The 12,887-nt window shown below is 61.9% G+C and carries 10 protein-coding genes; 3 read left to right on the forward strand and 7 right to left on the reverse strand.

The features are described from left to right. Positions 1-10: 10 nt before the first annotated feature. Entirely contained in the window at positions 11-3,565 is a 3,555-nt protein-coding gene (gene car, locus C0Z16_RS20180; protein WP_208638635.1) for a carboxylic acid reductase, read from the reverse strand. Between the two features lie 178 nt (positions 3,566-3,743). Then, complete coding sequence (locus C0Z16_RS20185; RefSeq protein ID WP_102633876.1) at positions 3,744-4,808, reverse strand: hypothetical protein; 1,065 nt, start codon at positions 4,806-4,808, stop codon at positions 3,744-3,746. Positions 4,809-5,080: 272 nt separating this feature from the next. Here C0Z16_RS20185 and C0Z16_RS20190 point away from each other — a divergent pair, with 272 nt between their 5' ends. Further along, complete coding sequence (locus C0Z16_RS20190; protein ID WP_102633877.1) at positions 5,081-6,016, forward strand: FadR/GntR family transcriptional regulator; 936 nt, start codon at positions 5,081-5,083, stop codon at positions 6,014-6,016. 123 nt (positions 6,017-6,139) lie between these two features. Here the strand turns inward: C0Z16_RS20190 and guaA are convergent, their stop codons facing one another. The 3 genes from guaA to guaB form a co-directional block, all read right to left on the reverse strand. Then, positions 6,140-7,723, reverse strand: coding sequence for a glutamine-hydrolyzing GMP synthase (gene guaA, locus C0Z16_RS20195; protein WP_102633878.1), 1,584 nt, complete (start codon positions 7,721-7,723; stop codon positions 6,140-6,142). A 232-nt stretch (positions 7,724-7,955) separates the two neighbouring features. Beyond that, positions 7,956-8,738 (reverse strand): hypothetical protein, encoded by a 783-nt coding sequence (locus C0Z16_RS20205; RefSeq protein WP_102633880.1) that lies wholly within the window; start codon positions 8,736-8,738, stop codon positions 7,956-7,958. A 6-nt stretch (positions 8,739-8,744) separates the two neighbouring features. Then, the gene (gene guaB / locus C0Z16_RS20210) at positions 8,745-10,205 is read right to left on the reverse strand and encodes an IMP dehydrogenase (protein WP_102633881.1); all 1,461 of its coding nucleotides are present in this window, start codon (positions 10,203-10,205) and stop codon (positions 8,745-8,747) included. Between the two features lie 248 nt (positions 10,206-10,453). On the opposite strand from guaB, the gene C0Z16_RS20215 reads away from it, so the two are divergent. Further along, a complete protein-coding gene (locus C0Z16_RS20215) occupies positions 10,454-11,431 on the forward strand; it encodes a DMT family transporter (protein WP_102633882.1) in 978 nt (325 codons plus the stop codon). A 134-nt stretch (positions 11,432-11,565) separates the two neighbouring features. Here C0Z16_RS20215 and C0Z16_RS20220 read toward each other — a convergent pair whose 3' ends face one another. Both C0Z16_RS20220 and C0Z16_RS20225 read right to left on the reverse strand, forming a co-directional pair. Continuing rightward, positions 11,566-11,898, reverse strand: a complete 333-nt coding sequence (locus C0Z16_RS20220) for an RnfH family protein (protein WP_102633883.1) — start codon at positions 11,896-11,898, stop codon at positions 11,566-11,568. Then, a complete protein-coding gene (locus tag C0Z16_RS20225; protein ID WP_102633884.1) occupies positions 11,895-12,332 on the reverse strand; it encodes a type II toxin-antitoxin system RatA family toxin in 438 nt (145 codons plus the stop codon). Before C0Z16_RS20225 ends, C0Z16_RS20220 begins: the two co-directional genes overlap by 4 nt. Before the next feature lie 100 nt (positions 12,333-12,432). On the opposite strand from C0Z16_RS20225, the gene smpB reads away from it, so the two are divergent. Then, positions 12,433-12,879 (forward strand): SsrA-binding protein SmpB, encoded by a 447-nt coding sequence (gene smpB, locus C0Z16_RS20230; protein WP_020065648.1) that lies wholly within the window; start codon positions 12,433-12,435, stop codon positions 12,877-12,879. The last annotated feature ends 8 nt before the right edge of the window (positions 12,880-12,887 follow it).

Here is a 12,887-nt window from a genome sequence, read left to right on the forward strand (position 1 = left end):
CGACGAACTTTCAGTTCATCAGTCGAAGATGGCGCATATCCGCAAGGTACTTACCAATGAAGTCCGCGGAGATATGGGGAATCCGCCCATCGCCTGCGACCATGAATTTGCGCACATCGTCCTCGAATCTAACGGTTGGCACGCTGGTGCCGGCGACGCGCGGCGAAGGGACGCGCAATTGATGAATAAGCGGTAGAGAAGACTGCTGGCGCACCTTCTCCGGAAGAGCACGCAAAGCCGTTTCAAAGCGCGCGAGCCAGTTGGCATACTCGTCGATACGCCGGATCTGGCAGCCGTGAACGGTTGCCCAATCGACGAATGTATCCATCGAAATGCCGTCGTCATGTGGGTTCACAACATGCCACGTCCTGTATCCCGCTAATGCATCCGCAGTTAGCGCAGCGATCGATTTCGCGGTGAAGTCCACCGGCAAACCATCGTAGTGCGCATTTGCATCACCTTCTGCGTAAAAGCTTCGAGGTGCCAGACCGGTCATAGCGATGCTCAAAAGCCACCGTGTGAACATGTCTGGAACATTGAGCTGGCCAATGAACTGGCTATGGGCGAGGATCATGCCCGACCGGAATACGGCGACCGGAAGACCAAATCGCTCGTTGGCGTCGCGCAGAAGCGCTTCACCGGCCCACTTGCTGTTCGCATAGCCGTCGGCGTAGCGGTCGCCATCGAGAGGACGAACCGGCGTAGCCGCGCGCACATCTGCATCCTCATCGATCAAACCACCCTCTGGAATCGCCGCGGCAGCGACGGTTGAGACGAAGCTGATGGGCTTGGTTCTAATCGTCAACGCGAGACAGATCAGTTCCGCGGTGCCGAGCACGTTCGGCCCGAAAAGTTGCGAGTATGGGAGCACGTGATTGACAAGCGCGGCCGGGTGAACGATCAGATCGACTTCGTCTGCGAGGCGTTGCCAATCGGCGGGACTCAGTCCGAGATTGTGCTCACCCAGATCACCCGCAAGAACTTCGAGGTGCTCGGCGGCGAGCGCTTCAAACTGCTTCTGAAGATTCGCGTCGCCAGTCTCGAAGACCTGCGCGATACGTTCCCTGGCCGCCGATGCATCGCGGCCTCGCATAATACAGATCACCTTACCGCCCACTGCGGCCACACGCTGCAGCCACTCAAGACACAGAAAACGGCCCAGGAAGCCGTTTGCACCCGTGACTAGCACAGTCCGGATATGGGCCCTGGCCGGTTTCAAATCCGACGCACGCGCGAGCGTTTCGGCATCCAGAAACTTGTCGATGGTCAGGTCGCTGGCGCGAATCTGCGTGGCGCCTCGACCGTGGATCGAAGCGAAAGTCGGGCGCTGGTGAGCGCCTTGTCTTGCGCGCTCGATGTACCGGGACACATGCAGCAGACCGCCGGCCGGGTTATTGATAACGCCTACTGGCACCTCGACACCGTAAATCTCCTCAAGGAGAAGGGAGCATGATAGTGCCGATAGTGAGTCCCCTCCCAGTTCCGTGAAGGTCGCATTCACTGAAAGATCCGGCACGTCGATGCCCAACGTCGCACCTGCGATTCGGGCAACCACTTGTGCTACCGGTGCATCCCGGCCTTCGCGGCGCAATGACTCCAGTTCGTTGGTCTGACTTGCGGCGATCTCGATGTACAGATCTTCCAGGCGCGCGCCGTAGCGCTCCTTGAACCTGGGCCGCTGATACTTTCCGATACCAGCCAACAGGCCGTTTTCAACGCTGAACGGCTCACGCTCGATGATGAAATCCCGCGGCACCTCGTACCCGTTTAACTGCTCGGTACGCGCCACCTCCTTGATGGCTTTCCGGATTGCCGAGTGGATCGCCCGATCGTCGCCGGCAATTCCTTCTTCCGTTAGGACGTCTTCATTCGGTACGAATACGCCCAGCAGAAATGAGCGCTCGCTAGTGCCGTACAAATAGACCTGACGAATCAAAGCGTGCCCGTTGGTATAAAGGGCCTCCAGTCGCGATATCGCTACGAACTCGCCCTGTGCGAGTTTCAGTACGTTATTACGCCGGTCTACATAGACCAATTGGTCTTCGCCGATCTCGGCCATGATATCGCCAGTCTTATAGAATCCGTCCGCATCGAACACGGACGCAGTGACCTCGGGCCGCTTGAAATAGCCAAGCATGAGGCTGTCCGTCTTGATGAGTAGCTCGCCACGCGGATAAGGACGATCCGTTTTGAAGTACCCGAGTTCGGGGACATCGTCGAGCTTGTAATCGACGACCGGTGGCCGCATGACATACGTATTGCGTACTGCGCCGGAAATCTCAGTTGCACCGTAATGGTCGTCCAGCTTGAATCCAAGGCAATCTTCCATGAACTGCCGCAGATCGGGGGCGAGAGGTGCAGAGCCGAAGTTTCCACTTAGTAGGCGTCCGCCTAGCACCCGGTTTCGAACGTCCATCATTAGTTCACGCTTCAGCACAGCGATATCCACGCTCTCCGAGCGACGACGCTCAAGTCCAACGTGATACTGCTGATGGAGCATTTCACAAATACGCGGCACGATGCCCATCGAAGTCGGGCGGGCAAGGCCAATATCATCGAATAACGAAGATAGATCGGCCTTGGCGGTGAAGTGGCAGGTGCCTCCGGAGCCGAGCGTCAAAAACACCCCGCTGCGCCCGAAAGAATGATTCATCGGCATGTAATGCATATACAGCAGCGGCAGCGACGAGACCGCGCACCAACTCGCTTTCACCATCAGCTCCGGGTACATGGCGCCCTTGGGCGATCCAGTGCTGCCGGAAGTGTAATAGATCGTGCACATCCTCCTTTCGGTGTCCTCTTCCGAATAGAGCGGCGCTGGCTCCAGTCGGCTTCCACCATCAATGGCGGCCTGCAAGATCAGCAAAAGGTCGGACATGCCTGACGCAGCTAGTCTCGTCTGCGCGCGCTCGTAACGCTCCCGCTCGTCATCGACCTCCGGGTGATAGTCGAATAGCAACAGGCCCGAAGGACGATGCCCGTCCAGCACGAGATCTATTGCGGTTTCGAGACACTCGAGGCTCGTCGCCAGCCATCGTGGCTGGACCTCCTTGACGATATCGCGTAACTGCTGCTGGGGCGCATTGGTCTGAAGCGGGACGACAACCACGCCGTTGTGGATTGCTGCGAGGTCAACAGTCGTAAAATCGACACCAGCAAACGCGATCACACAAAGGAGATCGTTCGCGCGCAGCGGACTGCTCTCGCTGTGGTACCAGGTATTCGCCAGTGCCCGTGCTCGGGACCACAGTTGCCGATACGTCAACGTCTCGAAAGCAGGTTCCAGCCGAAGGGAAGCGCGCCCCGTCACGGGATCGGCCACGACGCTGGTCGCCCGTCGCGCCAGCGCCGGCCGGTCTGCATACGCTTCGAGACAAACAGCGACGATCTGCGCCAGGCCCAAGCCGGGACGCAGCTTTGCTTCGTTCACGGCTGCTATCGGCATTGCATCCCGAAACTGCCGGTCCTGAGCGGCGAGTCCTTCGATCCGGCCTTCAATCTGACCAGGTCCACCGGCACCGACCTTTTCGCTCTCTGCCTTCTCCTTCGCTTTGCTCGCCAACACTGTCGTTCCCTCGCTTCAATGATCAGGCCTGCCACGCAAAGGTGCAGCGACGTTCGGTAGGCGAGCGTCGCAGATGGCACCGAATTGCGTATCCATTCCAAGGTGTATGAAATTACAACTCGCTTTCCCGTCGCTTGCTGCGTCAGCAGGCTTGATCGCGAGAGCCTTGCCGGCGGTGTCAGTATTTGCGGAAGTTCACGCCGACTCGCGTGCCCAGGCCCGGCAGCCGATTGACCGGACGATCGCCGTGCTCCGGTGCTGCCTCTCCCCACGCAAACCAGACGTCCGGTTCGCGTGTGTCGCCAACGCGGCGCCACCGGCCGTCCACTTGCGGGTTCTTTAGCGTGCCGAGGCCGACCAGGCGCCCCTTCGGATCGGGCATGAACTCCCACTCTTCGCCGAACGCTGAGTAACGGATGCCTTCCTGCCAATACCCGTTCGCGCCGAAATCGATGGTGCCCGTCACGTCATAGGTAAAGCGCACCTCGCCTTTCTCGTTGCCGAGAATCGCGAAGCCGAACATGTCGTTACCGAGCGTGAAGTGGCCGAAGTCGATGCTGCCGTCCTTATAACGCGTCGCCCACGTGTACCAGACGAGTTCCAGCTTCTCCTGCACCAGCGCATCTTTCGTCTTGTAGATCTCGCCGCCCTCGTACATATGGATCGGATCGAAGCCGATCATGCCGCGCACCTTCTTTCCGAGTATCGTCCCTTCCATCTCGAAGATGTTCGCGACGTAGTACATGCCCGCGTCACGTCCCGGCAGATACCAGTGCATGCCGGGCTTGACGAGCTTGCCCTTGATATCCATGCCGTTCTCTTCGTACCAGCTGCAATCCTCGGGCGTCCAGGTCACGTGAAAGCGGTTGCCGGGCGCCTGCGGATGGCTACGCCAGTGGATGCGGTCACCTTCGAGCTCTCTCGAAAAGCCATCGTTCGGCACCGACTGCTTGCCGACCGGATGCATGTGCATACCGTCGTCATGGCCGAGTGTCGTACACAGATAAAAGCGGCGGCGGGTGTCCTTTGCGTCCGTCCGGAGACCGGCGGGGATCCGCCGCATCGGGCAGTAGATTTCTCCATCCTCGTCGCGAAACGTTCCCCACAGATACAGCGCCTCCGGCGGCATGCCGAAGTAGGCGCGGTTTGACAGCATGTCCTCGATGGTGGGCTCGAAGGCACTCACGAGGGGCTGCCAACCAAAGTCGCCGCGGCGCGGCATGGTGGGTTTCGTGTCGCTCATGGTCGATATCCGGTCACGGTAATGAAGTGGTTGAGGAGACCTACTATAGGTATCCCGGCTCGCTGAGAAAAATCAACCGATCTGCGCGCACCGCCCTCCACCCACCGCCCGCGAAAATCGCGGAGCCCAATTGACGCTAACGCGTTGATTTGACGGCCTTCCCATTCGCGCGCGCGAACCCATCGGCTGTCCCGTCAGAAAACTCCGTTACATGTAACGCCACGTGCGGTATATTGAACGGCATTCGTGTTTTTATATCGCCGAATCACAAAATGGCAAAGTCGTCCGCAGAACGGGTCGCCGACTATCGCGCACGCAAGACGGCCCAGGGTATGGCGAGCCTGACGTTGATCGTGCCGGCAGCCGATGTCGCGCTCTTTAACCAGTTCGCTGCGCAACGCCGCGAGAAGCTGCGTGAAGGCACGCATCCGGTCGACGCGCCTCGTCAGCAATGGCTTTCGATGCTGACCGCGATGACGCCGGTACTAACTGCACCCGTCACGCTCCGACGCAAACGCAACGCGTTCGGCGCACCGGTCACGCGCGCGCAGACGCTGTTCATCTCGATCCTGAAGCACATCATCGAACTGGGATGGCCAGTGGGACTGCCGCTCGGCTCCGAGCAGGAGTTAATGAAAATCCATGGAGCAAGCCGCGCCGCGTTGCGCGGAGCGATCCGGCTGCTCGAGCACCACTCGATCGCGAAAGTGCAGCGCGGCACCGGCGCGGGCCTGTTCGTCGCTCGGCCCGATCTGAGCGCGACGATGCAGGCAGTCAGCGTCTACCTGGAGTATGCGGGCGTCGCGCCGCGCGATATTCTCGCGACGCGCCACGCGCTTGAACTGGCCGCCCTGGATCTCGTCATCGAACGACTGGATGATGAAGGGGAACAAAGACTGCGCGAGCAGGTACAGGGCGAGGCGCAACTCGACGGCGGCGCCGGCGCCGATGAACTGCTGCGCTTTCATTTCCTGCTTGCCGAACTATGCGGTGACCCCGCACTGCGACTGTTCGACTGCATCGTCCTGCAGCTGGCTGATGCGCATTCCACCTTTCACCGGCGCGGCCGCGCCGACCGCGATCGCGTCGTGGCAAGGATCAAGGAATACCATCGAGGGGTCGCACTGGCGGTCATCGCCCGTGACAAGGAACAGGCTCGCGGAAAGATGGCCGAGTACATCGCGGGCATCAGGACGTGGCTGGAGTAGCAGCCGCCCTGCCCGGCTCACGGATCGCCGAGTTCGATCGACCGTCCGCTACGGCCGGACCCGATCACCGCCGCCGCCGCCCGGTGCGCGTGCAGTCTGCAGACTGCTGCAGAGCAGCCTGAATTACTCCCACTCAATCGTCGCCGGCGGCTTCCCGGAAATGTCGTACACCACCCGGTTGATCCCGCGCACTTCATTAATGATCCGGTTCGACACATGCCCCAGTAGCTCGTGCGGCAGATGCGCCCAGTGCGCGGTCATGAAGTCCAACGTCTGCACGGCGCGCAATGCGACCACGTATTCATAAGTCCGACCATCACCCATCACACCGACGCTCTTCACCGGCAGAAACACCGCGAACGCCTGGCTCGTCAGGTCGTACCAGGACTTGCCGGTTTCCTTGTCGATGAACGTGCGCAGCGTCTCGATGAAAATCGCGTCCGCGCGGCGCAGCAGGTCCGCGAAATCGCGCTTCACTTCGCCGAGAATCCGCACGCCAAGACCGGGGCCCGGGAACGGATGGCGGTACACCATTGCCGGCGGCAAACCGAGCTTGACGCCAAGTTCGCGCACTTCGTCCTTGAACAGTTCGCGCAGCGGTTCGAGCAGCTTGAGATTCAGCGTCTCAGGCAGGCCGCCCACATTGTGGTGGCTCTTGATGGTCTGCGTGGCCTTCTTGCCCTTGCCCGCCGATTCGATCACATCCGGATAGATCGTGCCTTGCGCGAGCCACTTAGCGTCAGTCAGCTTGCCCGCTTCCTTCTGGAACACTTCGACGAATTCCGCGCCGATGATCTTGCGCTTCGCTTCCGGATCGGTCACGCCTTCGAGCTTGCGCAGGAATACGTCGCTCGCGTCCACATGAATCACTTTGACGCCGAGGTGATCCGCGAACGTGGCCATCACCTGCTCGGCTTCGTTCAGGCGCAAGAGGCCGTGATCGACAAACACGCACGTCAGTTGATCGCCAATCGCGCGATGCAGCAGCGCCGCCGCCACCGACGAATCCACGCCGCCCGACAAGCCAAGAATCACATGCTGGCCGCCGACCTGCTCGCGAATCTTCGTGACGGCTTCGTCGATATAGTGGCCCATTTCCCAGTCGGGCCGCGCGCGGCAAATCTGCAGCACGAAGCGCTCGAGCATCGCGCGGCCCTGCACGGTGTGCGTGACTTCCGGATGCCATTGCAAGCCGTAGAAGCGGCGCGTCTCGTCGGCCATGGCCGCGATCGGGCACGATTCCGTCGACGCCATCAGCGCGAAGCCCGGCGGCATTTCGAGCACTTTGTCGCCGTGGCTCATCCACACCTTCAGCATGCCGTGACCTTCGGGCGTGGTGAAGTCGCTGATGCCTTCGAGAAGGCTCGTGTGATTGCGCGCGCGCACTTCGGCGTAACCGAACTCGCGCAGATGGCCGATGTCGACCTTGCCGCCGAGTTGCTCGGCCATGGCCTGCATGCCGTAGCAGATGCCGAGCACCGGCACGCCGAGTTCGAACACCGCTTGCGGCACGCGCGGCGTGTCCGTCTCGGTGACCGAACTCGGGCCGCCGGAAAGGATCACGCCCTTCGGCGCGAAGTCGCGGATGAACGAAGCGTCGACGTCATACGGATGAATTTCCGAATACACGTTGGCTTCGCGAACACGACGTGCAATCAGTTGGGTGACTTGCGAACCAAAGTCGAGGATCAGTATCTTGTCGTGCATGGCAGCGGACGGAGTCAAAAGTGAGCGAATACGGAATGCCGCGCACGAAGCGCGACGTTGAATTTAAAGCGGTCCACCTGGGAACCATCGGCCAGAAATTTGGCTGTGAAGCGCGACGATGAAGCCTGTCGGAACTTGCACCACCACCGCGCGGCCACGGCCGCAGCAGCTTGCCTGCGGCGCGCGCGTACGGATTCCGGCGGCTTCTGCGGACGGAGCGGCGCGCGGCGCGTCAACCATGAAACGGCGGCCGGGGCGCGCCCGGCGCGTCGGCGGCGGACTTGCGGGCGTCGTCGCGAGCAGCTGCCGCTTCGGCGCGTGCGGCACGCTCTGACGCGCTCAGGCCCGACTCGTTGGTCGTGGCATGCAACGACATTGAAGATGCGGGACCGGCCGGCCGCGTGGCTGGAGCGACGGGCACAGCAGGCGCAGCGGGAAGAACCGGCTCGACGACCGGCTCCGCGTGATACACCGGAAAGCCCGCCGTGGCCGGAACCACGGGTTCGCGCCGGGTGGCCGCGCTGTTTGCAGCACTATTCGCCGCATTTTTCGCGGCGTCTTTCGCAGCCTGCTTTTCCGCGCGCTCCGCGGCAACGGCTTCAGCGACGCGCAACCTTTCGCGCCGCCGCACCGCGCCCGACAACCGCACGCCGCCCAGACCCAACACGAGCAGCACGACACCTGTCAGCACCGAGACGATCTGCCCGAAGCCGTTAAGCGCCGGCGTATGCAGCCCGAGCAGCCAGACCAGCATCAGCACGCCGGTCAACCAGTTCACGTGGCCCACCACCCTCGCAACGGACGACGTCAGCCCACCGTCGATCGACGCATGCAAGGCGAGCCACCCAAGCCCTATCAGCGCGACGCCAAACGCCTGGCCGGCCAGCGCCGGCTGCGTTTGCACCAACAGCAGCGCGTTGTACAACGAAGTCCAGGGCGTCAGCAGAAACAGCAGGCCGAACCCAAGCAGCAACAACGCATCGACGATCAGTACAGCGCGCAGCAATGGCTTCATTGGCGTTTAGTCCACGTGATAGTTGGGCGCTTCCTTGGTGATCTGCACATCATGCACGTGCGACTCGCGCAAGCCCGCGCCCGTGATCTGCACGAACTCGGCCTTCTCGTTCATCTCGGCAATCGTGCGGCAGCCGCAGTAACCCATGCTGGCGCGCACGCCGCCGATCAGCTGGAACAGGATCGCATTGACCGAGCCCTTGTAGGCAACACGGCCTTCGATACCTTCCGGCACCAGCTTGTCGATATTCGCCGAGTTGTCCTGGAAGTAGCGGTCCGCCGCGCCGTCCTTCATCGCGCCGACCGAGCCCATGCCGCGGTAGGACTTGTACTGGCGGCCCTGATACAGGAACACGTCGCCCGGCGCTTCTTCAGTGCCGGCGAACATGCTGCCCATCATCACCGCGTTCGCGCCTGCTGCGAGCGCCTTGCTGACGTCGCCCGAAAAGCGCACGCCGCCGTCGGCGATAACCGGCACGCCCGTGCCCTTCAGCGCTTCCGATACGTTCGAGATCGCGGTGACCTGCGGCACGCCGACCCCGGCGACGATGCGCGTCGTGCAGATCGAACCCGGGCCGATACCGACCTTCACGCCGTCAGCGCCGTATTCGACGAGCGCCTTGGCTGCCGCCGCGGTGGCGATGTTGCCGCCGATCACTTCGACATGCGGGAACTTCTGCTTGACCCAGCGCACGCGCTCGAGCACGCCCTTGCTGTGTCCGTGCGCGGTATCGACGACGATCACGTCCACGCCCGCCTGCACCAGCAGTTCCACGCGCTCTTCGTTGTCTGCGCCGACGCCGACCGCGGCGCCCGCGCGCAGCTTGCCGTGTTCGTCTTTACACGCGTCCGGGTGTTCGGTCTGCTTCGTGATGTCCTTCACCGTCATCAGGCCGCGCAGTTCGAATGCGTCGTTGATGACCAGCACGCGCTCGAGGCGGTGGCTGTGCATCAGCGCCTTGGCCTCGGCGAGCGAAGTGCCTTCCTTGACGGTCACGAGCCGCTCACGCGGCGTCATGATGCTGCGCACCGGTTCGTCCAGACGCTCTTCGAAGCGCAGGTCGCGATTGGTAACGATACCGATCAACTGCGCGCCTTCCACCACCGGAAAGCCCGAAATGCCATGCTGTTGCGACAGCGCGATCACGTCGCGCACCTTCATTTGCGGCGGCACCGTGATCGGATCGCGCACGACGCCGGACTCGAACCGCTTGACCTTGGCAACTTCACGCGCCTGCTCGGCCGCCGTGAGGTTCTTGTGGATGATGCCCACGCCGCCCATTTGCGCCATTGCGATGGCGAGGCGGGCTTCGGTGACGGTGTCCATGGCGGCGGACACGAGCGGCATATTGAGGGAGATGTTGCGGGTCAGCCGGGTCTTGAGGCTGGTGTCGCGCGGCAAAACATCGGAGAAGGCCGGGACGAGGAGCACGTCATCGAACGTGAGTGCTGTTTGGATCAGACGCATGGCAAATCCTATAGGCGCAAAAGCGAATTATACGCGATACCTCCCCGCTTTTCACTGCGCGAACAGCAGCTTAGCGAATTTCGGGGGCTTTTTTTCATGGCTTCGAGGCCCTTCATTTCGCTTCATCTTTCACCTCGGGTTCGATCGTGTTTCGTTTGCTCGGGCCCGAATGCAGAATCAAACAAGACGCCCTCGCCGCCGAACGGCTAATCTGCGGACCATTCGAGTTTTCTTTGCAGGGGCAGTCGATGCAGCGCGGTGTGGCATATGGAGTCATGGCCGGGGCCTTATGGGGCATGGTCTTTCTGGTCCCGCGGGTGCTGCCGGACTTTTCGCCGCTGCTGCTTTCCGCCGGCCGCTACACCATGTACGGCATCGTTTCGCTGGCGGCGGCGTTGCCCATGGCGCGCTCGCTCGTCAAACGGCTGACTCGCGAGGATCTCGCCGCGCTGGTGAAACTCGCGCTGGCCGGCAATCTCCTGTACTACGTGCTGCTGACCGCCGCCGTCCATCTGGTCGGGATCGCGCCGGCCTCGCTGATCGTCGGCGTGCTGCCCGTCACGGTGACGCTCGCCGGCCGCGGCGATCGCGGCGCGGTGCCGCTTGCCCGCCTTGCATGGCCGCTCGCGATGGTGATGGCGGGCATCGCCTGCATCAATGTCGACGTGTTCACGGTTGCGGACGGCACGCCCGGCGGCATTCTCACGAAACTGCTCGGGCTGGCCTGCGCGGTCGGCGCGCTCGGCTGCTGGACCTGGTTCGCTGTCGAAAACACCCGCTACCTGCAACGGCAGACGCATTTCAGCGGCAACGAGTGGTCGGTGCTGTGGGGCGTGGTGACGGGCGTGCTCGCCGCGGCACTCTGGCTCGCCATCGCCGTGCTGCCGCCAGGCGGCCCACAAGGCGAACTCGCCGACGGCCGCTGGCACAGCTTCTGGATGCTCAATCTCGGTCTCGCGATCGGCGCGTCGTGGCTCGGCAACGGGCTGTGGAACGCGGCGTCGAAACGGCTGCCGCTGACGCTTTCCGGTCAGATGATCGTGTTCGAAACGCTGTTCGCGCTGCTCTACGCGTTCATCTACGACGAACGGCTGCCGCGGCCGCTGGAAGTCGCCGCGATCCTGTTGCTGGTGGCGGGCGTGTGCTGGTCGGTGCGACAGCATGCGGACGACGGTTCCGGCAGCGCGGCATCCACCGTGAAAAAAGCGCAGGGTTCAGCGCCTTGAGGTGAGTGGCGCGGCCTGTGTGCGAAGTGCCGCTTCTGCGCGAGGCGCGGTGTGTGCGGGGCGCGGTTGCTATACAGGGCGTGGTCTTGTCTGCCGCGCGGACACCTGAAGGCCGCGCGCCCGAGAACCGGCGCCTAGCGCGAATCCCTGTTCTGCCAGCGGCGTCCTTCGATCGAGCCCGCCTTGCGCGTTTTCTCGACGCGGCGTTGGCGAGACACTTTCGGATCCACCAGCAGCGGCCGGTAGATTTCGACGCGGTCCTGATCGGCCAGCACGGTATCGAGCGGCTTGAGCTTGCCGAACACGCCGACCTTCTGCGTGTCGAGGTCGATCTGAGGATAACGCTGCAAGACGCCGCTCGCCTCGATGGCCTGCCGCAGCGTGGCACCCACCGGCAGTTCGACGGCAATCAGCACCTGCTCATTGGCGAGCGCATAGCAGACCTGAATCGACAGACGCTCGCTCATGCCTTACCGTAGCGCTGATCGGCGCGCTTCACGAACGATTCGACGAAAGTATTGGCGATGTGATTGAACACCGGCCCAATGATCTTTTCGAGAATGATGTTGGTGAATTCGTAGTGCAGCGCGAATTCGATCTTGCAGGCGTCCGCGCGCAACGGCGTGAAGCGCCAGAAGCCAGTGAACTTGCGAAATGGGCCGTCGGCGAACTCCATGTCGATTCGTGTGGGCCGCTCCATGCTGTTGCGTGTGGCAAAGTGCTGCTTGATGCCCTTGAAGTTGATGTCGATCTTCGCCTCCATGCTGGTATCGTCCCGATGACGGACTTCGACTCCGCCGCACCAGGGCAGGAAGTTGGGGTAGTCGGCGACGTCGGTGACGAGGTCGAACATCTGTTGCGCCGAATGGCGAATCAACACGGTTTTCTGGACATCTGCCATAAATTGAACAGCGCGTGGCAAGGGTGGACAAGCGCCGCGGGCTTTCCTTGCCCCGCTTTGCTAAAATCGTGATTTTAAACGAGTTGGGCACTTTCCATTCATGAGCATTATCGACAACAGAAAAGCGTTCTACGACTACTCGGTCGAAGAACGCTACGAAGCAGGGCTCGTGCTCGAAGGATGGGAGGTCAAGGCCTTGCGTGCCGGGCGCGGCCAGATCAAGGAAGGTTACGTCGTGATCCGTAACAATGAGCTGTTCCTGATCGGCACGCATATCAGCCCGCTGCCGGAGGCCTCGACCCACATCACGCCTGACCCGGTCCGTACGCGCAAGCTCCTTTTGCACAGCGAAGAGATCAGCAAACTCATCGGCAAGGTCGAGCAACGCGGCTATACGCTGGTGCCGCTGAACTTCCACTACAAGGGCGGCCGCGTCAAATGCGAGATCGGTCTGGCTAAGGGCAAGAAGCAGCACGACAAGCGCGAAACTGAGAAGAAGCGCGACTGGGAGCGGGAAAAGGCGCGTTTGATGCGCTCGCCGGGCTGAGGCGCGAT

It is taken from the genome of Paraburkholderia rhynchosiae (assembly GCF_002879865.1).
Lineage (GTDB): Bacteria > Pseudomonadota > Gammaproteobacteria > Burkholderiales > Burkholderiaceae > Paraburkholderia > Paraburkholderia rhynchosiae.

Excerpts from the sequence above, each read along its gene's own strand:
- C0Z16_RS20185 (WP_102633876.1), bottom strand. The coding sequence starts at position 4,808 with ATGAGCGACACGAAACCCACCATGCCGCGCCGCGGCGACTTTGGTTGG.
- C0Z16_RS20190 (WP_102633877.1), top strand. The coding sequence starts at position 5,081 with ATGGCAAAGTCGTCCGCAGAACGGGTCGCCGACTATCGCGCACGCAAG.
- guaA (WP_102633878.1), bottom strand. The coding sequence starts at position 7,723 with ATGCACGACAAGATACTGATCCTCGACTTTGGTTCGCAAGTCACCCAA.
- C0Z16_RS20205 (WP_102633880.1), bottom strand. The coding sequence starts at position 8,738 with ATGAAGCCATTGCTGCGCGCTGTACTGATCGTCGATGCGTTGTTGCTG.
- guaB (WP_102633881.1), bottom strand. The coding sequence starts at position 10,205 with ATGCGTCTGATCCAAACAGCACTCACGTTCGATGACGTGCTCCTCGTC.
- C0Z16_RS20215 (WP_102633882.1), top strand. The coding sequence starts at position 10,454 with ATGCAGCGCGGTGTGGCATATGGAGTCATGGCCGGGGCCTTATGGGGC.
- C0Z16_RS20220 (WP_102633883.1), bottom strand. The coding sequence starts at position 11,898 with ATGAGCGAGCGTCTGTCGATTCAGGTCTGCTATGCGCTCGCCAATGAG.
- C0Z16_RS20225 (WP_102633884.1), bottom strand. The coding sequence starts at position 12,332 with ATGGCAGATGTCCAGAAAACCGTGTTGATTCGCCATTCGGCGCAACAG.
- smpB (WP_020065648.1), top strand. The coding sequence starts at position 12,433 with ATGAGCATTATCGACAACAGAAAAGCGTTCTACGACTACTCGGTCGAA.